Here is a 25,287-nt window from a genome sequence, read left to right as displayed (position 1 = left end):
GTCGATGGTGCTCAACCTAATCATACGCTTTTGCGTCAAAGAACCTTGGCTGGTCGTATTTCTCACGATTGGCTTGAGTGTGGGCGGTTGGTTCGCTTTCAAGGCGGTGCCGATCGACGCGATTCCTAATGTCGGCGAGAACCAAGTCATCGTACTGACGCCGTGGCCTGGGCGTTCACCGAAAGACATTGAAGATCAAGTCACTTATCCGTTGAGCGTGTCGTTGTTGGCCGTTCCCGGCGCTGAGTCCGTCCGTGGAAAAAGCATGTTCGGCTATAGCTTTGTCCAGGTCACGTTCAAAGATTCGATCGACTTCTACTGGGCACGTAGCCGTGTCTCCGAACAGCTTGGTAGTGCAGCGTCTCAGTTACCCGAGGGAGTTGTTCCTCAGCTAGGCCCCGACGCGACGGGGCTTGGGCAGGTCTATTACTACACCCTAAAATCGCCCAAAAAAGGCATGAGCTTGGCAGAGCTTCGCAGTTTGCAAGACTTTGTCATCAAGTATGAACTGCAAGCCGTCGAAGGTGTCAGCGAAGTCGCTTCGATCGGCGGTTACGTTCGCCAATATCAAATCGAAGTTGATCCCGACAAACTTCGTTACTACAACGTCTCGCTCGACAAACTTGCGACGGCGATTAAGGGATCGAATGTTGATGTAGGAGCAAAAACGGTCGAATCGACGGGGATGGAGTTTATTGTTCGTGGCAAGGGCTTCCTTGGAACCGATGGCGACAAGTCCAAAGCGATTACCGACATCGAAGAGACGGTCATCTTGCAGCGCAAGGGCATTCCCGTGCGCGTCAGCGACGTCGCTCAAGTTCAACTTGGTCCGGATTTCAGACGCGGCGCTCTCGATTACAACGGCGCCGAAGCGGTCGGTGGCGTGGTGGTCATGCGATACGGTGAAAACCCACGCGTCGTGATTGATCGTGTCAAAGCCAAAATTGCCGCGATCACGCCCGCGCTGAAGGGCGTGGAAATCCACGGCGTCTATGATCGCAGCGGCCTGATCGACGAAACGATGGCGACACTGACGCACGCATTGCGTGACGAGATCATCATCACCGCTGTTATCATCTTACTGTTCTTATTGCACATCCGCAGCAGTTTCGTGGTCGCGATTTGCCTGCCCGCGGCAGTACTCATGTCCTTTATCGCGATGCATGTCGTTGGCGTGGAGGCAAATATCATGTCGCTCGCCGGAATCGCCATCGCCATCGGCACGATGGTCGATATGGGCATCATCGTTTCGGAAAACATTTACCAGCATCTGGCTGACTGGGAAAAAGACAATGGAGAGACCGGGAGTGCGGGAGACAGGGAAAAATCCCGATCGGAAGTCGTCTATGAAGCCACGATCGAAGTGGCGCCCGCAGTGGTGACCGCGGTGGCGACAACCATCGTCAGCTTCTTGCCTGTCTTCTTTCTGACGGGACGTGACTACCGCCTCTTTTCACCATTGGCCTACACGAAGACATTCGCGATCGCGGCAGCCATGATCACGGCGGTGACGATCGTCCCGGCACTCAGTCGCATTATGCTGCGGAGTGCAAATTACCGCAAGCGAACGGCATTGGCTGCAGCGATCGCATTTGCGACTTTGCTGGCGGTGACTTCGCATTTTCTGTGGGGCGATGACTTGGGTGCATTCGCAGGACTTGAACAATGGATCGTCACGCTTCTTGCGGCCGGGATTGGATTGATCGCTGGATGGCAATTGTTTCGTGAACGCATTCGCCCGATTGAAGAAATTCCGTCGAGCCGTTTTGTTCGTTGGATTTATGCGGCCAGGTTGCGTCACGCCCTGAATCACAAAGCGTTCGCATTGTCGTTCCCGGCCATGCTCCTGGTGCTAGGCCTTGGAGCGTATTTCGGCATGCCGACCATACTGCAACCGGTCGAGCGAACGGCCCGCGTTTTCGGTGCGGAGCTAAATGACTTCCCCGGCTACGTTGACGCCAAACATGTCTTTACCGGTTTACAAAGTGATGACTGGATCGCGCTCGATGAAGGGAGTTGGTTCTACATGCCAACACTCTATCCGGCGGCCAGTTTTTCGCAGGCGATGCAAGTGCTGCAAACGCAGGATGTGTTGATCGGGCAAATCCCTGAAGTGAAGGATGTGCTGGGCAAGATTGGTCGCGTGGAATCGGCACTCGACCCAGCCCCCGCTGCGATGGTTGAAACGTACGTCATGCTGAAGCCAGAGAGCGAGTGGCGTGAAGGCGTAACGGCCCGTGACATTTGGGATGAAATTAACAAGGTCGCCACCCTGCCCGGTGTTACCCCCGCCTCAGCGCTGCAACCGATCGAGGGCCGGGTGGTGATGCTGCAATCGGGTATTAAGGCTCCAATGGCAATTCGAGTTTACGGGGACGATCTAAAGACCTTGGCCGGTGCGGCAATGGATGTTGCCGGAACATTGAAAAAGTCGCCGCACATCAATTCGGGAACTGTGAACCCTGACATCGTGCTTGGAAAGCCCTATATCGAGTTCACCGTCGACCGGGAGGCCGCATCGCGTTACGGCTTGAGCGTCTCAATGGTCAACCAGGTGATCGAAACCGCGCTCGGCGGCATGAATCTGATTAAAACTGTCGAAGGCCGCGAAAGATACCCTGTGCGACTGCGGTACAACCGCGACTTGCGTGAGCGGATCGACCAACTCAATCGACTTCCGGTTGTGACACACAGCGGCGCCGTGGTTCCGCTTGAGGAACTCGCGGCGTTAGAAACGACTTGGGGGCCGGGTGCAATCAACAGTGAAAACGGTCGCTTGGTCGCTCACGTTTCGTTCATGACGAACGGATCAAAAGGTGACCTGGAATCTGTCTCTGCGATCGAAGAGCAGCTTCGACTCGCTCAGTCGCTTCCAGTTTCTCATCCTGATCATTTGGGACTTCCGGCGGGCTACTCGCTCGAAGCGGTGGGAAGTTTCCGCAATCAGATCGAAGCCAACTTACGGCTGATGTGGATCATTCCGGTTGTGATCATGATTAACCTGTTGCTGATCTATGTCGAATTCCGCAACCTTCCCATCGCAATGGCAGTGTTCACTGGCATCCCGGTCGCCTTCGCGGGCGGCATGATGTTGGTCGCTTGGATGAACGTTGAACTGAATACCGCTGTCTGGGTTGGGTTCATCGCATTGTTTGGCCTTGCCGTCGACGACGGTGTCGTGATGGCAACCTACATCCATCAATTGCTGCAAAAACGAAAGATCAACAGCGTTCAGGACATTCGGGACACGGTCTACGAAGCGGGACTGAAACGTATTCGCCCCTGCATGATGACCACCGTGACGACTCTAGCGGCTTTGATTCCCGTATTGATCGCGACCGGCCGCGGTGCTGACGTCGCTCGTGCAATGGCGATCCCCGTATTCGGGGGAATGCTTGCCGAGCCGTTCACGTCGTTCATTGTTCCGACACTCTATTCTGCATATTTGGAAACGAAAATGCGATTCGGCATTAGAGATGAACTCTGGGGTAAAACCGAAGAAACGCCGACGGAGGAGTTAATGAAAGCTGCCTAAAAAGTTTTTCCAACGGCGTGAAGGAATTCGATTGCCTGCGCATCTAACCCGTAACACTTTGAAGCGACCTAACGGAATCGGTCGCGCACAAAAAAAGGGACTGAATCCAATGAATCACAAAATCTTACTCACCACCGCACTGATCGCGGTCGTTTCGGCGTCTAACGCCTGTGCTCAGCATAGTCACGCCGGTCACAACCACGCGATGTCCGGTCAGACGGCGACGGCTCAAATGGGTCGTCCGATTGCTGGACCGCACGGCGGCTCCTTAAAGCAAGCAGGTGCACTTCAGCTCGAAACCGTCGTTTCGCAAGGCGGCATCCAGATGTTCGTTTTCGACCGGAGCGGCCAGCCTGTTTCGGTTGATCGCGGTCGCGGTGCCGCATCATTGCGAGTCGAGGGGAATGCAAAACGCTATCGCTACGATTTACTTCCTGATGGAAAAGGTGGTTTGACCGCGCCGATCAACCTTTCTCAGATCGCTGGACGTCAGATCGAAATCGACATTCAATTGGTTGGCATAGACGCTGTTCGTGCCCAAGCCTTGACGCTGAATGAAGTTGCAACCGTTCCCGCCAGCGAACTTCAGCTTGCCGCAGCCGCAATCGCCCGTCAGAAAATTTGCCCGGTCAGCGGCAAGCCGCTCGGAAGCATGGGGGACCCGGTCGCTGTGGACGTTAACGGACAACGTTTGTTTGTCTGCTGTGGCGGTTGCGTCAATGCGGTTAAGTCCGACCCGGCAAAGTACGCGTCGGGACGTCCGCAAATCACGGTCACGACTGCAACAGTGGAAGACGCCGACGCGATTGCCCGTCAAAAAGTTTGTCCCGTCATGGACGAACCGCTTGGTGGAATGGGAACACCGATAAAAGTGACCGTCGGTAACAAACCAATCTATCTGTGCTGCAAAGGTTGTATCAAGAAGATCGAAGCCGAGCCCGCGAAGTATCTCGCAATGGTCTATGGGGCCCCCTCGGGACCTGGGAACCAGAGCGTCGGGAGCCAGAGGGCAAACTCTTCGACTGCCAGCATCACGGTGACTTCTGCAACACAAGCTGACGCAGCATTGATTGCTCGGCAGAAGACTTGCCCGGTTATGGATGAACCGCTTGGTAGCATGGGCGATCCCATCAAGGTCATCGTCGGCGACAAGCCGATCTTTTTGTGCTGCAGAGGCTGCATCAAGAAGATCAAGGCCGATCCTGCCAAGTATCTTTCCTTGGTCTATGGCGGCGGCTCAGCGGGCTCAGTTCCTGCGGGAACAGAGCAAGTGCGGGCCGGCATCTTTAAGGTCAGTGCCGAGGACGCTCCTTTCATAGCGGCACAAAAGAAGTGCCCGGTCATGGATGAACCGCTCGACGCGATGGGCGGCCCTTACAAAGTTCACGCGGCTGGTAAAGCGATCTACATTTGTTGCCCTGGCTGCGCAAAAAAGATTGCTGCTGAACCTCAAAAGTGGTTGACCGTACTCGCACAACAAGGAGTCAATGCGCCGAAGCTACGTTAAGAATAGATTGGGAACGGGGGAGACATGGAGCATGGAAAAAACATCCCAGACTCCCCCGCTCAAAAAACGCGGGGGCGGTGTCCCTGGAAACCGCGACTTGCTCACGGTCGATAGTCACGCCGTCCCCGCCCTTTTGCACCCTTGAATGACATGGACTGTCAAATGAATATGAAAATGACCCAGAACGTAATGCGGCTCGCCCTGGGCGGTCTGCTGGTTTCAACCACAGGTTGCGCCACGGGGCGTCTGCCCTGGCTCGCAAAAAGGGAAGACAGGTCGTCGATGGAAAGCTACGTGGCTCAGGCGGCATCAAACATCGAGTACAACACGGATGTTGACCTGACTCAGGATTACCAGCCAAACGCCCAGCCGGTGGCCAGCTACACAACGCCTTCGCAGCCCGGTTCGCGATCTAGTGGCGGTGTCGGTGGTAGCTGTTGTCACTGATGCGTTTCTTTACAAGAGTTGCTTACCGTCCCTATCGGGATTGGGGCTGACCACAGAAGGCACCAACTACTGACAATTGCAAAGCGCGGGCAAAACGAGATTTCTATTTCTCAGATGCAGTGCGCTATTTGGTATCCGTGGTTTCACCGCGGCAAGGCATTCGCGACTACCGTTGTCCGGAGGTATTCAATTCGGACGCTACACTGGGGACCAACGAAATTGAATTGACCCATTCACTACAAAATTTCTACTACCAGTAACGTCGTGTCATCAAACGCCGCTCGCCCCGATCGAAAATCGTTCAACGAATCTTCAAAGCGTTTCGTTAACTCGTTGGCATGATCGTTCATTCCTGATGCGATCACCTGCTCGACACGCTGCGTGCCAAATTGTTCCTCGCTTGGGTTAAACGCCTCGGTAACTCCGTCACTAACCAAGACGATCTTCATTCCAGGACGAATTGGTATCGCCGCCTGCTCGTACTCCGTATCAACTTCCACTCCCAGCAACAAGTCCCCAGCTTCAAGTCGCTCGACAGGCAATCCACCGCGATGGACAAACGGCCATTCGTGGCCAGCGTTGGCATAGACGACTCGCCGTTCAACGAGATCTATTCGCACCAGGACCATTGTTGCAAAGTGACCACTCACTACGTACTCGCAATACTGACGATTTACGCGGCAGAGAATCTCGGACGGCTCGATGGTCACTTTGGCTGCTTCGCAAACGAATGCCTTCAGCAAAGTTGCCGCCATTGCAGCAGGGACTCCGTGGCCCGCGACATCGGCGAGGCAAATCAACACCTGTGAATCGTTTAACGCAATCACGTCGTAGTAATCACCACCCACGTCATCGGCGGGTTCAAACGAAGAGTCGATCCTCAATTGTGGAATTTGAATGACATCGGGCCGCAAATTCTGCTGAATCTCGCGCGCCTTCGCCATATGCAATCGTCGATCACGATCGGATGATTCGAGGCGTTCCGCCATGACGTTGATTTGGTCGCCGAGATATCGCAATTCGCGACAACTAAGGTTTTGCGTTCGCGAATCTAGGTTTCCTTCCCCGACACTTTTTAGTGATGCTACCAGCTTTCTCATCGGCTTGGTCACCACCAAATAGAGCATCAGATTCACGACTGCTGTTGCGACGGCACCAGCAATAACTACTGCGCTGAGTTGACGCAACAATTCTTCACGAGCCGAGGAGATCAAGTTAGAACGCTTCTCCGAAACGTAAACTGCCCCTGCCGGACCAGCAAAACTACCAACAACAATCGATTGCTTCATTGGCTGACGCATGGCGACATCTTTGGCTGACGCGATCATCGCGTCTATCATTTCCGGTGAAGCTCGACCATGTGAATTCGCTTGCAGCAACTCGCCCTGCCACTGCAATGCGATGTGGTGACCGGGTGAATCCATGGTGTTCATTCGGGCGCAGACATCATCCACAAGCTTCTGCACCGCACGTGTTTCACTGCCATCAAGCGCAACTGCGGCTTCATAGAGTGTCTTCGCTTCTTCAGACAATGCGACCCGCGCCTGATCGACGTGTCGAACGATTCGTAATCGGTGGTCGATCACTACGAACAGCGTCACGACGACAAGCAGCACGGAGTTGACCGCGATGAGAAGCTGTCGCGATAGCGGAAGTTGCCGCCAAATCTTCGGTGACTTCATCGATTCTTATGGAGTTGGAAGGTGTGTTCGCAATAGCGACAGAGCAACACTGGTTAGATGGTCCAACTTCCTTCAAACTTCACACGACGAGACGAATTGCGAACTTTCCACTTCACGATGCCCAGGTTTTGAGCACAGATAACTGTTTCGCCAGGGCAGGCCACGGAAAGACGAGCCGCGAAGCTCAATCAATCACACTTGCGTATTTTCTGAACAGACTGATCAACTCTTCGAGCTTTTTTTCTCGTTCAGCAGCTTCACCACCTTCGAGAGCTTCCGCGACACAGGTTTTTAGATGGTTTTCAAGGACGATTTGACCAACTTTTCCAAGGGCTCCAGTCGCGGCAGACAACTGCATCAGGATATCGACACAGTATTGGTCGTCTTCGATCATCCGGCCAACGGCCTCGACCTGTCCAATGACGCGTCGAAGACGATTGGTCAACTTCTTTTTATCATCCTCGGAAAGCATTACGGAGCAACAGTGACAAAAACTGGGGATTGGGAGTTGAGCGTGCGTCTGGACCGAATTAGTGTAGCGAACTTAGCCCCGATCGGCAGTCCCACGACACCGGAAAATTCCGGGAACGACGCAGCACCGAGAACTACATCTTCATGCCCTTCATGCCAGGGTTGTATTTCGCTGGATCGCCAAAACGCCGAACGATCTCGTTGAAAACTTCGCCGGGTTCAACCTCCTGGTCCGTTTCCATTACCTTGTGATACAAGTCTTCCGGCATCACTCTCAACGTAGTCATCAACCCCATGACCGCCATTTCGGCCATCGGACGCATCCCCATCATTGCACGCCGCGAACCGATCTTTTCCATCATCGACGGCGACATGTTCATGCCTTTCATCTCTTGAGGATATCCCGGCGTGTCGAATCCGGGGCCTTGCCGCGTCGCGTCAACAGGTGGGCGAGAATCGAGGTTTGCAAGGTACTGGTCAACCGACACTCCCTGCCGCATTCTCGGGCCGACTTGCTCGGTCATATGGTTCATCATGTGATGGACCATGTGGCAATGAAACATCCAGTCGCCAGGGTTATTGGCGATGAATTCAAAGTCGGTTGCTTGAGCAATTCCGATCAGTTCTGTGTTTCGCGGAATCCAAGCAGAGTACGGAGTGCGAGCACCTTCGCGACCGGTTAGCCAAAATGTGTGACCATGAAGGTGGACCGGATGGTGCTGCATCGGCGCGAAATTCATGATGCGAACTCGCACACGCTCGCCATGCTTGACAACCAACGGTGTCGTGTAAGGACCGCTCCGACCATTAATGGTGTGCCAGTTCCAATCCATCTTCCAACTGTCGGCGATGGTTTGCGAACTGTCGATAAAGAAATTCTGGAAGATCAATCCGAAATCACGGTCGACCGGTGGGTCAAAGACCTTTTTCGGATGGACGATGAACCAGCCCACCATTCCAAACGCTTCCTGCATCGGCACATGCGAATGGTAGAAAAATGTCCCTTCTTCGTGGACGTCGAACTCGTAAACAAAAGTCTCACCCGGCTTGATCGGTTCTTGGCAAAGCTCCGACGCACCGTCCCACTGAACCGGAAGCTCCAAACCGTGCCAATGCACATACGTGTCTTCGGGCAGTTCGTTGGTAACAACAAACCGAACACGGTCTCCTTGGGTGACTTCGATTGTCGGCCCCGGCATGCTGCCGTTGTAGCCGTACACGTTCATCTCATAGCCTGGCAAGAACTCTCGCTTAACCGCCATCGGGACAAGTTGAAACTCCTTCACTCCACCTACCATCTTGTAGGGAAGCTTGTCCAAGTCAGACGCTTCAAAAGGAGCCGGACCATCAGACGCCGGCCGAAAACCCGGCATCATCTTGCCAAGGTAGTAGTCGCTGTTGGGATCGTTTCCGCGTGACGGCTTGAATCGGGAATACCCATCGTATTCAGCCTGAACGTCCGAGCCGGCTGGCATCTGGGGCGGTGTGTGCTCGCCATGCTGGTGCGAGGACATTCCTTTCATGTCCATTGGCATCGGTTCTTGGGCCTGTACGTTCCTACCAAGCAAATTCCCAACCACTCCCGTCGCGGCGGCCAGCGATCCGGCGGTCAAGAAACGTCGGCGGTCTTCGGTGTTTGACATTTTTCTTCTTCGTTTCAGTTTCTGAACATCAATGAAAACAATTCAAGACAAGGAGAGTGGGAGACAAGGAGACACGGAGCTCTTGTGCAAGCAACGGTTTTCTCCCACTCTCCTTGTCTCTGTGTCTCCCTCTCTTACTACCGCGGCTTCGGTACCGCATCGATGTGTCCCGGTGGAACTGGGCCTTCAGCAGCCATCAACCCGCCGTCAAGTAGAAATCCGTTGATCATCGTTTCCTGTTGCCGAACGTGCTTGAACTGATCAATCTGTTGCATTCTGGCTTGAAAGTAGTCGCGTTGACCTTCCAACACATCCGGCCAAGCGATCCGGTTGTCTTTGTAGCTGACAAGCAATTGTCGATAAGCCGCCCTCAGTTCGGGAATCACCACTCGATCGTACTCCGTCGCGTGCTGCAAAGCAGTAGCATAGGTTCGATAGGCTGATGCCAGACGTTCTTTCAGATGCAATTCCATTCTCTGAATCTCGAATTGCTGACGTCGCAAGTCCTGGCAGGCTTGACGAATCGTTCCCTGGTTTCGATCGTAAATCGGCAACTCAATTTGGACGCCCGCGTTGTAAACGTCGTCGCCATTGCTGAAGTTGTAGCCCGGCCCACCCTGGATCGTGATGTCCGGTATCCATTCGATCTGCTCGCGTCGGACGGTGGTTTGGTCCACACGTAGTTTTGCTCGCGCGGCCAACAGTTCGGGACTTTCCGCAATCAACCGAGAGAGAACAATGTCGAAGGACTCCAGTGCATTGCTCGGGCGCAGCTCACCGTCGATCGGTCCTATGGACAGTGGTGCGCCGACAATAGCGGACAATCGCCGCAACGCATCGCGATACTCATTTTCAGTCGCCATGCGTTCCAAACGCTGTTTTTGCAGCATGACGTTGGCTCGTCGAACTGCGGTCAAATTGGCTTGGCCTTGGTTGAACTGTTCACGAGTTGTTACCGCACCGTCCTCGGCCGTCTTTTCAATCTCTCGCTGGAGTTCGAGTCGCATCGAAGCCGCCAATGCCTCAACGAACTGAACTTCGACGGCATTCGTCACGCGGTACGTCTGGGCAATTGCGAGGTGTTCGGCAACATGCGCGCGTTGGCGGTATTTCAATCGACTCAGTTGGAGTTTGCCAGCCGTTACGAAACGCTGAGAAACCTCGAATCCCTGAAACTCCCCGGCACTTCCGTCGCTACCAATCTTTTCGCCGACGTACATCAGGACAGGGTTGGGATATAAACCTGCCTGCAACGCCTTGGAAGTTTCCGCCGAGACGTGCAATCTCGCTTGCTGGATGGTTGGATTGTTGCCGGCCGCCAGGGCCAAGACAGTTTCGAGCGTATGAGTTTCGACCGTTGCGTTGTCCGCGTAGTCATACGTGGTATCGAAATCAGCAAACCCACTCGGCATGTCCGGCAATGGCGGCAAGTCGCTCTCGGGTAGAACTTGGTCATCGGCACCACCGAGTGACTGCGCCATTGTTTGATCCATGCTCATCATTTGCCCCATCGAGGCTTCCTGAGCAACAGCCGTTTGGAAAGTCGTCGTCGCCGTCACCGCGATCAACAACTGAAGTAGTTTCCGTTTCATTAATTCCGAATCCCTGGAATGATGCCGAGTCGTATTCCAACCTTCGGCAACATACCCATGCTGGGTATAGCCCCGGCTGATCGCACTCGTCGTGGAATCGGTTTTCATTCCACTTGCAACGATTGGGTAAGCTTTGCCCGGTGCCAAAAGATGTTTCAGAGACTGTTTTTAAAACAGGATGACTCAATTTCACTCTCCCTCTGGGAGAGTCGAGCCGAAGCGAGGAGAGGGTTTACGCTGGATCTTCCCCTCGCTAAGGCTCGCCCCTCCTTTAGAAGGAGTTCTAAAACATTCTCTAAGAATCAACCAAGCGTCGCGGCTCGCAAACTCAACGGATTCGCAATCACGGACACACTGCTACAACTCATCGCTGCCGCTGCAATCATGGGGCTGAACAAAACGCCGAAGAACGGATACAGCAACGCGGCTGCGACTGGGGTTCTCCGTTATTGATCAAGGATCTCAACCACATTTTCGAGAGGTCGTCCGATCGCGGCTCGCCCCTCATGCAAGACGATCGGACGCTCGATCAGTGAAGGATGGGAGGCGAGAATGGCGATCCATTCTTTGTCCGATAGCTCTTGCTCGCCAAGCTTCAGCTCCTTAAACAGTTTCTCTCCTTTCAGCACCAACTCCGCCGGCTTGATACCCAGCATCTTCACGATGTTGTCTTGCCTCTCATGGAATTGGAATTTTGCCTCCGGTGAGATAACTTCACCACCTGAGGAGGATTCCAATGTCTCGAAGAAAACGACGTTCGTTCACTGACACTCAAAAGGCCGATGCCGTTCGCAGGCATTTGAACGACCAGATCCCGGTTTCTCAGATCGCCGATGAACTCGATGTTCAGCCAACAATGATCCACAATTGGATCAAGACTGCCATGGCTCAGATTGAGAATGCGTTCAGCTCTCCGCGTTCGGCCAAGGCTCAGGCGGCCAAGCAAGACGCCCAGATCCAGAAGCTCCAGGACAAGCTGGATACAAAGAACGAAGTCATTGCCGAGCTCATGGAGGAGAACATTCGAGCAAAAAAAGAAAATGGGGAGCTCTAACCGGTCGCTGGGTTCCTCACGATACACGAGACCAGATAGTTGACTACGTCAACCACTGGAAAGACCGCACGGAGTTGCCAGCCAAGCAACTTCTTGCTTGGCTGGATTTGGCCGCCAACAAGTTTTCTACCTGGAAGCAACGCTACGGGACACAGAACGATCACAACGGGAAAATCCCGCGGGACTGGTGGCTTGAGGATTGGGAACGAAAGGCGGTTATCGACTTTCACGACAAAAATCCGTTGGAAGGTTATCGTCGGCTCTGCTTCATGATGCTCGACGAGGATGTTGTCGCTGTCAGTCCCTCAACGGCACGACGATCGCACCAAAATTAGGCTGCAAACAGGAGTTTCTCGAGGAATTCGCTGTTCCAGCCAGCGATTTTTCGCTTCCGCCTGAGGCTCTTCTTCCGAGTGTCTCGCTTGAGAAGCGTCGTCACAAACCGACGAGCAAAGCTCATGTTCGATGTCGCGTTCTTGGTTCGGAGCCGACTGGAGTCCTCATGAAACACGACATCGAGGACCCAGTGCATGCTCTCTATACTCCAATGGCTACGAGCACAATTTGAGAATTCATGCACCCGCGCCGGTCGGCTCGAAATGTAGTAGCGAACATCGCTTGATTGCCGGTCACCACGAGTCGTGCAAGTATTCGCTTGGCAGATACTTTTTGCTCCTTTCCACTGGTCGGTCAGTTCGCGAAGTGCTTTTGGAATTGGGCAGGTCGCATAGAAGCGTTCCTCTTCACGCGCGGCCTGCTTTCCTGTGGTCGTCATTGCCCGAACACCGTGGGCTGTGAGCCCATCGTTATGGGCCATCTCAAAGTGATCGGCGATGGCAGCACAGAGCTTGGGATGGTTGTCTTTGACAGCGAACAGATAGTCGCCACCTCCCTCGACGATCTTTTCAGCAATCGACTTTTGGCATCCCATGGCATCGAGCGTCACGATCGAATTGCGTAAGTCGATTAGATCGAGCAATTCGGGAATTGCCGTGATTTCGTTGGACTTTGAGTCGACCTCGGTTTGCCCAAGCGTGACACCATTTGCGGTCGCCCAGGCACTGACGATATGAATCGCATCAGATTTCTCCGCATCGGTATAGGATCCGCGCACCGTCTTGCCATCGATCGCAACGTGAACGGGACGATTGTCGTCCTTGCTGGCGTGATCCCAATTAATCTCGCAGAGATGAGCGTGCCATTGAAGCAGCGCCTTCTGAAACTCGGCTGGTTTGATCAGGGACAACACTCGCGTGATGGTATCGTGAGACGGAATGCCGGCATCAAAGTCGGCGAATTTGGATAGCCAATCCAGTTTCTCACCACCGAAGCTTTCGATCTCATCAGGTCCGTCCGCGCCTGCGATGACCGCCGAGACAACCAAAAACAGAATCGAGTTAAGTGGATGGATTGTCCGGCCTGCGACTCGCGGGTCGCCGACCTGATCAAAACACTCGTGAAACACATCGATTTGGGAAGCCATTGCCATCTCCATAACAGGGCAGTGAAAAACCAGTCTGGCTGAATTTATTGGCAGAGGGGTTCACTGAGGCAAGGCTTCGACGAATACTGAAACCAGATTTTGGTGCGATCGTCGTGCCCTCAACGGTTTACCGGGTTTTAAAGGCAGCAGGGCGTTTGGATCGCAAATCGGCCTCCTCGTCTTCCAAGGGACAAGGCTTCAAACAGCCGGAAAAACCGCATCAACACTGGCATATCGATATTTCGTACATCAATGTCAGTGGAACATTTTACTATCTGATTACGATCCTCGACGGCTTCAGTCGTTACGTCGTTCACTTCGATCTTCGCGAGTCGATGACCGAGGTGGATGTTGAAATCGTCTGCCAGGCTGCGTTGGAGAAACACCCGGAGGTGAAGCCTCGAATCATTAGCGACAATGGCCCACAATTCATCGCCAAGGACTTCAAGGCGTTCGTTCGATTCAGTGGGATGACGCACGTGACGACCAGCCCGTACTATCCGCAAAGCAATGGAAAGTTGGAACGGTATCACGGCACCATCAAGAAGGAGTGCATTCGTCCCAAACCCCCGCGAGACCGCAACGAAGCGGCAAAGCAAATTTCATCTTGGGTTGATCATTACAACGAGGTCAGGCTTCATAGCGCCATCGGTTACATCACGCCGGCGGATTGCCTTTGCGGTCTAGCCGATACGATTCATGCCGAACGTGATCGAAAGCTCGAAGAAGCGCGCATGCGCCGACGAGAATCTTCGAAAGCGACACTTGCAATCGCAGGTTGATGTGAGAAACTCAGACCGCTTGGTCGGAGGATAGAGCTCTGGTGAGGACCAACTCGAGCGCCGCGCCAAGTGAAACGTCGAAGGGCGGCAGTGTCTTCGGATGCTGCCCTCTTCCCTTCGATGTTTCGGCAATGCGAAAAACCTTCGGGCACGATGCCCGATCTTACCGGCAGGATGCCGCCACACTGTTCAACTCACTGGATCGCAAATTCCATTTTCCGTTGAACCAAGACAATGTCGCGAATCTGTTTTTCGCTTGGCGGGGCTTCCAGATACTTCACCAACTCGAAATCAATCTCACGTGAACGCAAAAGCTCCACAGCAGCACGAGATTTCGAGCACCTCGGATTGTGAAAGATTGTCGTCATGATTTTCCACCAGCATTTCAAAAAAAGTTCGATTCTTGTTTCTACCACAACCAATGAAGGCTTTGTTAGCTCCCCCTCGTCAATTCCAATCCGCCCGCCTTTCGCTCCTGAAGCCGGAGGTGGCGTTCCACTTACCACAGGCTAAATTCTGTTGCTACGTCGTGGTATTGTAGGCTTTGGCGAGGCGAATCAAACTTGACCGAAACGTGAGAGAGGCTGTTGAGATGAAAGTGATCATAGATTTGTGCGTCGTGCCGATGGGCGTGGGTGTCTCCGTGGGCAAGTACGTCGCTGAGTGCCAAAAGGTCTTGCAGGAAGCAGGGCTGAAGCACCAGCTTCATGCGTACGGCACCAACATCGAGGGTGACTGGGACGAAGTGTTCGCCGCAATAAAGTGTTGCCACGAGCGTGTTCACGCGATGGGCGCGCCGCGAATCACCACCAGCATCAAAGTCGGAACACGCACGGATCGCGAGCAGTCGATGCAGGACAAATTTAATAGCGTTACCGAGACGCAAATGTAGGACGCCTCCCATCTGGCTTCGAACTCGTCGACCCGTGTAGCGAAAATAGTGGCACCGAAGTCGGCCACCGCAGCAGATGACCGAAGTCGATCAATCCCGTGATTCGTTTCGAAATCGAATCATCCAGCTACAATAACGACATGCGAAGGTCCTATTTGGAGTAACTCGACGGCGACCGAGTGTTTCCGTTGACGACGAAGAGGAACGCCTTGGCCGGGAATCCGCCTTGGTTTTGCCCGTGTGTCTTCACGTCGAATAGTCGGATGTCGTTGCGGATATCTCCAGGAGGCTGAACTTTCTCCGTTAAGTCCAACACGAGCAGAATGCTCACCTGCCTAGCCTCAGCTCCGGTGTATTGAGTGGCTTGCGAAGCGTAGGTGTCCACTAAATGGTCACGGTCTCCGTTCGAGGATTCGACCTTGAGCTCGACAATCACCCCGCGATATCGGATATCAGTAAAACCTCCCGCTTGACCAACGTGTTGTTGGACATCCTGCCCCAAAATATTCGTCAAGTCTCTCTTCACAAGTCTTTGGAAGTCGGCCTCGAGAACACTTGCTTTCCCTTTGAAAACGGCGTCCTGAGCATAAGTCGCGAGCAACCTTGTCAACGCCCCAAGCATGGGGAGCAGTTCTGGCAACTCATCCTTTGCAGCGGGGCATTGCGAAATCAGACTCGTAGCCAAATCATTGACATGACGGTCAAGGCTTCGGTTTCCGACAAGCAGGGGCTGCCGACTCTCATCAGTTACTTTCAACCGAAGCTCAGTGTGTCCAATTGCTGGAACTTCGGTCCAATGGTTGTCATCTGATTCAAACGCAACCTGAACCGCGAACACAAGATCATCCAGCAGACTGCTTTGACCAGACTGGAACTTAATTTGACCGCTCAGTTCGACTTCAAATCCGCCGTTCTTGTCGACAGGCGGTTGGTCCGAAATGAATTCCGAAATCGAGTATTCTCCTTGCGGGCAAGTGGTCAACAAATCCAGGCGAACTCGTTTCGAGTCAACCGGCCATTCTAACCCCTTGATTTTGAAGCGAATCGAGTACAGCAGATCCGATCGGAGCAGCTGAGGCGTCGCGATCGGAATATCGTCCAGGAATGCGATCACGCGCACCAGCGGTCGCTTCGGTTCCGGACCAATCTCATGCGATTGATCCCTTCTCTCGCGGTCTTTCTCGTCCGCCAAGTACAGACTTGGTAGTGAGATTCCGAGCAAGAGTTCGCGTAAGAAGGATGGATCTTCCAACCTGCTAGCACCTGAGTGATCTGATTTCGCGACTGGTCCCGGATCTAGTTCCGACAACTTGGAACTAAACTCATCGACCAAGAATTTCGTTCGAGCTGTTTCAGCGATCAAGTCACCAACACCAGACCGCGCCATCGCTTGGCAGCGAATTGAATTCTCAAGCAGTCTCAGTCCTGCGATGAACGCTTTCCAGCCATTGGGAATTCGAGGATCAGCCGCTTTGGTAATTGTTTTCGACGCTCGTTCGATCATGCTCGCGACGCAATCTGACGCATCGTCGTCGTCCAACGATAGTGCGAAGAGAGTCGCTCGGATTTCGAGGATTGCCTGGGAAGAGTCGATGGCCTGACGGAGGTCAACATTAAGAAACTTTTTCATGACTGCGGATCACCCTGAGACGCAAAGGTCGCCATGGCCAAGTCAACGTCGCCCGTGCGCAAGCACGCGTTACCTTTTGCGACTGTCGCGAGCTTCAACAAGTCGTCTCGGAACTCTTGGTGCCTCGGTTCATCGCGGATGGCGTTCCTCACTGTATCTAGTATCGAGTTCTCTTTCGCGAAGTCACCGAAGTGCGAAAAAAGACTCGCGAAATGAGTTGTTTCCCAAGGGTCGTGAACTGCCATTTCGCGTGCGGCGTTCAACAGTTGATTTGATATGTGCTGGTACGTCCTAGGGGGCAGTGAATGAAGCCATTGAAACATTCGCTTTCGGTCGTGCTCGTATCCGTTCAGTCGCCGACTACGGACTCTTGCCAGGAATTCCGCAATCAGAATAGATACTACTCCAGCGATCGGCGAATTTGGCGGGCAGGTTCGCACAAGATTCGCGATGATCTTTTGGTCGGGGCGACTTTCACCGGTTGGGAGTGTGGACTTGACCAATCCAATGGCGATGTGCATGAGCCCATCGTGTTGACGTGCCAAACCGAGGATGGCTTCGCAAATGCTCTCTAATTGAATTGGGTCGTCTTTGTAGACCTTCAAATGGGTGGCCAGTGCAGTCATTGCGTCCAGTGCCTGATCCTCATCAAACCATCGCGGTCCTCTTGAGACAACCTCAACAGCGGCCTTATGGACCATCGTGTAGGTGTCTCGCAGGTGAACATTCATGATGTCGATGATGTTCGATGGTGGCGGCGACTTGCTATATCGAAACATCTCACAGGTGGCGTCGATAGCGTGTCCGCGAACCCAAACGGATTCATAATCCATGAGTCCTTTCATCAGCAACGGTAGAGCCTTGGATCGTAGTTGGTAGTTCTCGCCAATCGTCCCAAGGAGTGTCATGCAGACCGCTTTCAGCTCCGCGCCCACATTGGCATCACGATTTTGAAGGCACCCGGCAACCGTGTCAAAGTGAACCGAACTCTGTTGCTCAGTCAGGTGTTTCAAGCAGCGAATCAATCGGTCTTTCAGCATCAACCATTCACGCTTTCGCCCATGGGCCTGTAGACCAGCGAGGCGTGGATCTTCGCTCTCGCCAGGAATGATGATTTTTGGCGGGGGCTCAGGAGGTTCTTTGATCGCAACAATCAGGGCCAAGTATCCCAAGATAGCGTCGAACTTCTCAGAGATTACCACCGGCCGATGTGACGCTGCGTTTTCCAAAGCCTCGGCCGCTTCACCTCTCAGATCAAGTTCAAGCGTGTCGTCTTTCACCCAATCGAAAAGTCGACCAAAAGCAATCTGTTGCGAACGAGCGATATCATCGACTTCTTTCGTTTTCTCATCGTCCCAATCAAGCAGATCAGAATATACGCGGATGATGTCTTCCTTGACCGCGGGACGTGATCCGGCAAAAGTACTCGCCAGCTCTTCGTCGACTTGGTCTGGAGCGAATTTGAATGCGTGTTGCAGGACGCCGACGATCTCTGCGGATGGCGTATTGGAACCACTATCATTCGTTTCAAAGAGACAGAGAGATTGGGCAATCGATTCGATCAGATCCACAGCGATGCTGGGTCTGCTTCGCTGAAGTCTCTTTAAGGCACCGCAGTATCGAATGCGGGTACGGTCGTCCAAGTTCTGCAAACCAAGCCGAAACGCTTGCCTGACACTTTCCTGGTCTGCGTCGTAGCTTCTTTGGAGGGCGTTGAGGTGCCATTGGTAGCTCGGAGACGACCGATGCCACAGAAGGAATGCCATGTCATCATGCTGGGTGCGGATCAGACTGTCGATAAGCGTATCGCTAAGTGGGTACTGAACCGTGTCTCCGAGTGCGTCCACCAACTCGGCTGTCAGCTCGGTATAGAATCCTCTCTCGATGTTCGCGGTTGCCATGGGAAGCATCGCGGCACGAACGCTTTGCGATGCCCGTGCTAGCGCGATGCAGGTTGGTAGCGTCAATTCGGCATGATCGTCGGTGGAAGCCAAGGTGATCAACAGAGTGACGCTGGCGTCGGGAAACAGTTCCGGCGCGAGGCTGGCAGATTCCACCAGTCGCTGTGACGCAGCAGCACGTTTCGATGCATCCTCGGAGAATAACTGCTCCAAGAACTGAATAAGCTCACGCGTTTCCGGCGACGCCATTTCGCCTATCTGTGTGCTCTGGTCAGCGAGATTGGCGCGTAGCTCAGATATGCGAGCCGTCTCATCCGCCTCCTTTCCCTCGCGAGCTTCAACTGCCTTTCGCTGGCTAGCGATAATTTCATTTCCCCAACTTGGGTCACCAGCGGGAGAGTGGTGTGGGCAGCCCTGGCAATGTTGGCTGAGGAACTCGCTAAAGATCCAACGTAAATTCATCGAGCTCGATTTATGCTCAACGTGCGGACACCCTATCGAGTGCGACGCGATTGGAAGGCCGCTCATCTCGGCATAAAGCCCTTGGCTCTCCCGGGCGATTTCTACGTTGGTACACCAAGCATTCATTCCGTCGAGACATTCTTGGTTGTCCCGACCCAATTCAAGGCTCTGATCGAAATCGTCTTTTCTCGATTCATCGTAGCGTCGCATGAAATCACCTATCGGTGGCGCAAGGAAATGCAAGCCTCGCCTGATTTGCGTGGTTCTATGAAAGGCACCGGCTTCATCAGTTTAGTGTTTCGGAAGAAATCCCCCAAGAAGCCAACACGACGATCGTCCTGGAGTTTGCAGAAGGTGGAACGCCTAATTGCGATTACCTTGCATCTGCAGCAACGACGTTCAGAGGCGCGGTTGAACCGTTTGTACCAAATCCAATTTCAGATCTGCCCCCAGAGCTCAGTAAAATAGTGAGCACGTTTAGCGTCTGGAACCCGTGCAACGAACCCGGACCTTGGGAGGTGGGAAGTGCACTGTTAATATCAAGTGCGGCTAGAAAGTCGCGGCACTACTACAGTTGGCCGTTTCCGTGTCACCAAACGTGAGCGATGATTCGAGCGAAGGAGACCAAGAACCGACTAGACCGAGACGCCAAACGATTGAGCAAGCTCGTTTGGAACTGAAATCACTTGAACCATTCGGGTTGCCACCCTGGCTCGAAGGCGAGACGCAACTACCGTTCTCGAAGTTTTCCGGTGATGTGTTCGAGATACTCTGCTTCTTGCTTCTCAAAGCAGAGAATCCTGGCCAAAAGATCGTTTACTACGGGAAGACCAAAGATCAAGGACGCGACATTGTTCGTTGGCATGCCAACGGCGATGTTGAACTCATTCAATGCAAGCGTTTCTCGAAGAATGTTGACGCGAGTCAAGTCAAGGCTGAACTTGCCAAGCTGGTGAGCAACCTATTTTACAAGCGTCTCGACGGCCCATTTGATCGCGTAACGTTCTATGTGGTTCCTGACTTGACCAGCGGCGCACAGGGTCTGATCGACGATCAAGCAAAGTGGCAAGCCGCAGCCGAAGAGTCGCTGAAGAGCTTCCTCAAGAAAACGCCATCAGGTGAATTGGTGAGTTTTGCGAAGCAATGGTGGCCTGAGATCACATCAGAAAAAGCGATCTCGCTAACTCTACGGATCAAAGCGTTTCCTGACCTGATCGACGAGTTCTTCACGCTCCGAAAGGTAGTCGATGGATCCAGTGAAGATGTCGCCAAAGCTGTCGTTGATCTCCTAGATGAGCGAGAAGAGAGAAAGACGCAGGAAAGCGCCGAAGTATGCCAAATTGCGAAGCTTACGATTGACGGAATTGCGCCCGCTTTTACAGCGGCGTCACGATCGCTTCGTCAATGGCCCAAAACTCTTAGTGATGGGAAATGGATTCCTGCCGAGGATCAGGTGAGCTTTGCGGCCCGCAGTCTTAACGCATTTGCAATCACCGATACGCTACTAAAACTCATTGCTGCGGCTGCGATCATGGGGCTGAGCAATATGCCGAAGAATGGGTAGAGCAATCCGGCTGCGACTGGGATTCCCAGCGCGTTGTAGATGAAGGCGAAGAACAAGTTCTGGCGAATGTTACTCATCGTTTTTCGGCTCAAGTTCGCCGCCGCCGCAACGCCGCGGAGATCGCCGCCGACGAGCGTGACGCCCGCAGATTCAATCGCAACGCCTGTTCCCGTGCCCATGGCGATGCCGACATTCGCTTCGGCAAGAGCTGGAGCGTCATTGATCCCATCCCCACACATCGCAACCGTCTTGCCTTCCTTCTTCAACTTGCGAACGAAATCATGCTTCTCCTCGGGAGAAACCCCAGCATGAAACTCGTCGATACCCAGCCTTGATGCGACTGCTTTCGCGGTCGGTTCGGCGTCGCCGGTCAACATCACCACCTTCAATCCCAGTTCGTGCAACGTCTTTAGTGCTGCCGGCGTGCTTTGCTTGATCGGGTCCGTGATTGCCAGGATAGCGGCCAACTGGTTATCGATCGCCACAAACACAACCGTTGCGCCTTCGGCCTGATGCGAACCCGCTTTTTCCCTTCCCGCATCGACTCCCTCGATGCCCTGTTCGTCCAACAAGTCAGCCTTGCCGATCAACACATCATGATCATCGACGCGCGCCTGAACTCCGCCACCGGTAATACTGTTGAATTCACGTGCCTCCACAGCCTGCAGCTCGCCCGCCTTGGCACGACGAACGACTGCCTGAGCTAGCGGATGTTCGCTCTGCGCTTCGACCGCCGCAGCCAACGTCAACACATCGTCTTGATTCCAATTGCCAAACGTCTCGACGCCGGTCACTTCCGGCCGGCCCTGCGTGAGTGTACCTGTCTTGTCGACGACGATCGTGTCGACCTTCTCCATAACCTCAAGGACTTCTGCGTTCTTGATCAGCACGCCTTCCTTGGCACCGCGGCCAACGCCCACCATCACCGACATCGGCGTTGCCAGCCCCAACGCACAAGGGCATGCGATGATCAATACTGCAACGGCTGCTACGAACGCATGAGCCAGTTGCGGCTGCGGACCAAGCACCGCCCATCCGATGAACGCGAGAATCGAGCATACGATCACCGCTGGCACAAAGTACCGAGCGACCACATCGACCAGTTTCTGAATCGGCGCACGACTTCGTTGAGCGTCTGCAACCATCTGAACGATGCGGCTGAGAACCGTGTCCCCGCCGACGCCGACGGCTTCCATCACAAGTGCACCGGTCTGATTCAACGTTCCGCCAGTGATTTCGTCGCCCTCGACCTTCTTCACAGGCATCGGCTCGCCCGTCAACATCGACTCATCGACGCTGCTCGACCCGCTAAGCACTTTCCCATCGACCGGAACCTTCTCACCGGGACGAACTCGCAACCGATCACCCTTGTGTACTGAATCCAGCGAGACGTCTTCCTCGCCATCGTCTGTGATTCGGTGTGCCGTATCGGGAGCAAGCTTCATGAGTTCGCGAATTGCTCCGCCAGTCTGCTGACGTGCTCGCAGTTCCAGCACTTGTCCGAGCAACACCAAAGTGATGATCACCGCCGCCGCTTCAAAATACAGCGGTGGAACACCGTTCTCGAAGAAGGCTTCCGGGATCACCCCCGGAAGCAGCACCACGACCAAGCTAAACATGTACGCAGCCAAGGTTCCCACCGCGATCAGCGAGAACATGTTCAAGTTCATTGTGCGAAACGACTTGGCTCCGCGAACCAACAATGGCCATCCGCACCAGAAAACTACTGGCGTCGCGAGGGCCAATTGCAACCAACCAAACATCGTCTGGCTAATCCAATCCGCGATCCGCAATCCCACCATCGGCCCCATCGCGATTATGAGCAGTGGCACTGACAGTGCGACGCCAACCCAAAAGCGACGTTTCATGTCAGCGTACTGTTGGTCATCACCCTCGTCAGCCAACGAAACCACCTTCGGCTCTAAATCCATCCCGCAAATTGGGCAATCGCCAGGCCCAGCCTGCTCGATCTCCGGATGCATGGGACAGGTGTAAATGGCAGTTGGGTCTGCCGGAGAATCGCTCGCCTTGGTCGATGGTTGACCACCGCAGCACGACGAAGTGGTCGAGGATTCTCCGATCTGAATTGTGGCTTCTCCACCGCAACAAATCGAACCGCTTGCCGCCTCCTTTTGCGCTCGTTTTGCCAGCACCTCAGCGGGATCATCCTGGAACTTACTCAAACATCCATCACTACAGAATACGTAGTGTTTGCCCTGGAAATCCGCCGAACGGGGACTGTCTTTAGGCACCTTCATGCCGCAAACCGGATCAATTTGCATTGACGGATCGGCGACCGGCAATGACGTTTCGTGATTTTTGGCGTGGTCCATCGATTTCTCCAAGCTGTCAAAAAGTCATTCTCCAATATACCCCGTAGTGGTATGCAAGTTGCGTACCGCTTATTCAGCGGAAACGGGGCCGCATCTAGGATTTCAAAAGGAGAAACGAATGAGTTCTGCAACCGCATCCATGGAAGAATGCATCGAAAGCTGCCAAGAGCGTCAGACGACCTGTGCTGACACGTTGACCAATCACTGCCTATCCGCCGCTTCGCACGGCGACTGTGATTGGAACCTACAACCGTTTTCACGGTCTTGCGTTGCCTGCGGTCGCTGAGGAATTTGTATCCAAAATCGGTGACAAATCAGTGACAATGTTGGCAACGTCGGGCCAACTTCGTTACAATCTCAATCCAACGTGCTGTCTCAGTAACCCCCACCCTCAAGATGACTTACAACACAAATCCGACGCCGACACAACGCCTAGCCAACAGAGCGAATGCAGGTTCGAGTCCTGCCGGGGGAGCTGATTTAAAATTCGCGAACTTTGTTCGCCACAACGGTTCACGCCCGCCCGGTAATAACACTCGGCGGGCGTTTTTCGTTTTAACCCCGGTTCCCGGGGCCTTTCGGCACCCTGGACCCCAAATTCGCCGCGCTCTCGGTTCTCTAACCGAAAGTGCGAGCCCGAACCCGACCCTCGGGGTCAGGTCCGGGCTCACACTTTCTGAAAACAGAACTCTCAGAGTCTCTGGTTTACAGGGAGTCTCGGTTAACACACGGGTTAACAGTCTCAGGCGAAAGCTTGCTCACGCAGTTTGCAACTGCCTGTTTCTCTACTGGGTGAGGGTGACCGATGCATCGAATGGCAGCCGATGCAACCGGAGACAGTTAGCCGTTGGCGATTCGGCGCGGAGGTCTGTTTCACCGCCTGCAGGAAGCTAGGCCGATTGCAGCTTTCGGTCGATGCAACCGCAGGATCGTTCGCTTGAGACTGTCCCGTTATAGCGACTTGTAAGTCATGAGGCCGATCGTGAGCAGTTCGCTCGCCCCGCCTGACCGCCAAAGAAGGACCGTGCAATCGCGTTGGAAAGTTCTTGCACGATCGGCAATACTCTAACCTTTCAGTAAGTCCACCGATTGGAATTCATCATGAAATCCTTCGTCCACCTCGTTCTCGCCGCCGTCATTCCCTCGCTCGTTCCCCCCGCCGCCACCGCCGCAGAAGCCACCGGCTTCATCCACCTCGAGGAAATCGACGGTCGCAGCTGGCTCGTCGACTCGCAGGGCAAGCCTTTCTTTGCCCACGGTATCACCCACATCGGCACGGTGAAGATCGGCGACCCCTACGAGAAGATCGCCGAGGCCTGCAAGGACGCCGGCTTCAACGCCTACGGCTACGGCTGCCCCGACTCGCTCAAGGACGACATGCCCTACATCGCGAGCGTGAACCACGTCGTCCCCATGTCCATGTACCGCGGCGACGGCAGCTTCAGCTACGTCGACATCTTCGATCCCAAGGTCCAGTGGAGACTCGATGGTCAGATCCGTCACCTCTGCTACCAGAACAAGGACAACCCCAACCTCATCGGCTACTGCTGGACCGATCTTGGTGTCTGGCGACTGAAGAACAACCAGGGCACCAATTGGGTCGAATTCACTCGCGACCTTCCCGCGGGCGCCCCCGGCCGGAAAGCATACGACTCCTTCCTCGAAACCTGGAAGGGGGACGGCCCCGAAGCCCGCGACCAGACCTTCCTCCGCCGCATCGCTGCCGAGTATTTCCGCGTCCTTGGGGAGGCAAACCGGAAGTACGATCCCAATCACCTCATCTTCGGCGACCGCTTCGCCCCCTTCACGATCGACTACGACGTCCTCCAGGAGATGCTCCCCTACGTCGACGCCATCGCGATCCAACCCCACTACAATCCCGGCTTTCCGAAAGCGGAATTCGATCGCGTCCACAAGGTCTCCGGCAAGCCCATCCTCATTTGCGACTTCGCGATCCGCTTTGTGGACGGCGACAAGAACATCCGCGGCTACAAGCCCTTAGAGAACGCAAGGGCGGCCGGCGATGCCTACACCGCCTACCTCCGCGAAGGCATGGCGACCTCTTACCTCATCGGCGCCTTCTGGTGCAATCCCGTCGACTCCACCGGCGGCTTCCAGAAAAGCGGCATCAAGCAGGGCTTCTTCGACAAGGGCCTCGCCCCGCGCCCCGGCCTCATCGAAGCCATTCGCGAGTTCAACAAGCACCGCGAAGAGATCACCCCGAAGGGCTGACTGGGCACGTCGGTCCAACTGTCGGGGAGCAGAAGCCGTCAGCTGCCAACTGACTCAGGACAAAACGTCATGAGTCA

Annotated in this window: 17 protein-coding genes; 8 read left to right on the top strand and 9 right to left on the bottom strand. The window is 54.2% G+C overall.

Annotated features, from left to right (window positions below; all coding sequences use genetic code 11):
• Positions 1-7: 7 nt before the first annotated feature.
• From TBK1r_RS20340 to TBK1r_RS20330, 3 genes are all read left to right on the top strand, one after another.
• On the top strand, positions 8-3,535 hold the full coding sequence (locus TBK1r_RS20340) for an efflux RND transporter permease subunit (RefSeq protein ID WP_145222876.1): 3,528 nt from the start codon (positions 8-10) through the stop codon (positions 3,533-3,535).
• A 109-nt stretch (positions 3,536-3,644) separates the two neighbouring features.
• Complete coding sequence (locus tag TBK1r_RS20335; RefSeq protein ID WP_145214656.1) at positions 3,645-5,042, top strand: hypothetical protein; 1,398 nt, start codon at positions 3,645-3,647, stop codon at positions 5,040-5,042.
• Between the two features lie 162 nt (positions 5,043-5,204).
• Positions 5,205-5,489 (top strand): hypothetical protein, encoded by a 285-nt coding sequence (locus TBK1r_RS20330; RefSeq protein WP_145214652.1) that lies wholly within the window; start codon positions 5,205-5,207, stop codon positions 5,487-5,489.
• Positions 5,490-5,725: 236 nt separating this feature from the next.
• On the opposite strand, the gene TBK1r_RS20325 is transcribed toward TBK1r_RS20330, so the two are convergent.
• The 5 genes from TBK1r_RS20325 to TBK1r_RS20305 all read right to left on the bottom strand — a co-directional run bounded on the left by TBK1r_RS20325 (position 5,726) and on the right by TBK1r_RS20305 (position 11,533).
• On the bottom strand, positions 5,726-7,171 hold the full coding sequence (locus TBK1r_RS20325) for a SpoIIE family protein phosphatase (protein WP_145214650.1): 1,446 nt from the start codon (positions 7,169-7,171) through the stop codon (positions 5,726-5,728).
• A gap of 184 nt (positions 7,172-7,355) precedes the next feature.
• On the bottom strand, positions 7,356-7,643 hold the full coding sequence (locus TBK1r_RS20320; RefSeq protein WP_145214647.1) for a metal-sensitive transcriptional regulator: 288 nt from the start codon (positions 7,641-7,643) through the stop codon (positions 7,356-7,358).
• Positions 7,644-7,776: 133 nt separating this feature from the next.
• Complete coding sequence (locus TBK1r_RS20315; protein WP_145214644.1) at positions 7,777-9,285, bottom strand: copper oxidase; 1,509 nt, start codon at positions 9,283-9,285, stop codon at positions 7,777-7,779.
• Positions 9,286-9,422: 137 nt separating this feature from the next.
• Positions 9,423-10,877 (bottom strand): TolC family protein, encoded by a 1,455-nt coding sequence (locus TBK1r_RS20310; protein WP_419580199.1) that lies wholly within the window; start codon positions 10,875-10,877, stop codon positions 9,423-9,425.
• A gap of 446 nt (positions 10,878-11,323) precedes the next feature.
• A complete protein-coding gene (locus tag TBK1r_RS20305) occupies positions 11,324-11,533 on the bottom strand; it encodes an ArsC/Spx/MgsR family protein (protein WP_145222875.1) in 210 nt (69 codons plus the stop codon).
• A gap of 80 nt (positions 11,534-11,613) precedes the next feature.
• Between TBK1r_RS20305 and TBK1r_RS20300 the strand changes: the two genes are divergently transcribed.
• The gene (locus TBK1r_RS20300) at positions 11,614-11,931 is read left to right on the top strand and encodes a transposase (protein WP_145214637.1); all 318 of its coding nucleotides are present in this window, start codon (positions 11,614-11,616) and stop codon (positions 11,929-11,931) included.
• Positions 11,932-12,262: 331 nt separating this feature from the next.
• On the opposite strand, the gene TBK1r_RS20295 is transcribed toward TBK1r_RS20300, so the two are convergent.
• Positions 12,263-13,426 carry an ISAs1 family transposase gene (locus TBK1r_RS20295; protein ID WP_145207505.1) on the bottom strand — a complete coding sequence of 388 codons (1,164 nt, stop codon included), beginning with the start codon at positions 13,424-13,426 and terminating at the stop codon, positions 12,263-12,265.
• A gap of 101 nt (positions 13,427-13,527) precedes the next feature.
• On the opposite strand from TBK1r_RS20295, the gene TBK1r_RS20290 reads away from it, so the two are divergent.
• Together TBK1r_RS20290 and TBK1r_RS20280 are read left to right on the top strand one after the other, a co-directional pair.
• The gene (locus TBK1r_RS20290) at positions 13,528-14,196 is read left to right on the top strand and encodes a transposase (RefSeq protein WP_419580198.1); all 669 of its coding nucleotides are present in this window, start codon (positions 13,528-13,530) and stop codon (positions 14,194-14,196) included.
• Positions 14,197-14,788: 592 nt separating this feature from the next.
• The gene (locus TBK1r_RS20280; RefSeq protein ID WP_145214631.1) at positions 14,789-15,088 is read left to right on the top strand and encodes an MTH1187 family thiamine-binding protein; all 300 of its coding nucleotides are present in this window, start codon (positions 14,789-14,791) and stop codon (positions 15,086-15,088) included.
• Positions 15,089-15,239: 151 nt separating this feature from the next.
• Here the strand turns inward: TBK1r_RS20280 and TBK1r_RS20275 are convergent, their stop codons facing one another.
• Positions 15,240-16,718, bottom strand: a complete 1,479-nt coding sequence (locus TBK1r_RS20275; protein WP_145214628.1) for a hypothetical protein — start codon at positions 16,716-16,718, stop codon at positions 15,240-15,242.
• Positions 16,715-19,291 (bottom strand): hypothetical protein, encoded by a 2,577-nt coding sequence (locus TBK1r_RS20270; RefSeq protein WP_145214625.1) that lies wholly within the window; start codon positions 19,289-19,291, stop codon positions 16,715-16,717. The genes TBK1r_RS20275 and TBK1r_RS20270 overlap by 4 nt, the downstream gene beginning before the upstream one ends.
• A 376-nt stretch (positions 19,292-19,667) precedes the next feature.
• Between TBK1r_RS20270 and TBK1r_RS20265 the strand changes: the two genes are divergently transcribed.
• Positions 19,668-20,645 carry a restriction endonuclease gene (locus TBK1r_RS20265; protein ID WP_419580197.1) on the top strand — a complete coding sequence of 326 codons (978 nt, stop codon included), beginning with the start codon at positions 19,668-19,670 and terminating at the stop codon, positions 20,643-20,645.
• Here the strand turns inward: TBK1r_RS20265 and TBK1r_RS20260 are convergent.
• Positions 20,531-22,978 carry a heavy metal translocating P-type ATPase gene (locus TBK1r_RS20260; RefSeq protein ID WP_145214619.1) on the bottom strand — a complete coding sequence of 816 codons (2,448 nt, stop codon included), beginning with the start codon at positions 22,976-22,978 and terminating at the stop codon, positions 20,531-20,533. The genes TBK1r_RS20265 and TBK1r_RS20260 overlap by 115 nt on opposite strands.
• Before the next feature lie 1,101 nt (positions 22,979-24,079).
• Between TBK1r_RS20260 and TBK1r_RS20250 the strand changes: the two genes are divergently transcribed.
• Complete coding sequence (locus TBK1r_RS20250; RefSeq protein ID WP_145214616.1) at positions 24,080-25,210, top strand: beta-agarase; 1,131 nt, start codon at positions 24,080-24,082, stop codon at positions 25,208-25,210.
• Positions 25,211-25,287: the final 77 nt, after the last annotated feature.

The organism is Stieleria magnilauensis, assembly GCA_007753675.1.
GTDB classification, from domain to species: domain Bacteria; phylum Planctomycetota; class Planctomycetia; order Pirellulales; family Pirellulaceae; genus Stieleria; species Stieleria magnilauensis.
This window is presented reverse-complemented; position numbering and strand designations above follow the sequence as displayed.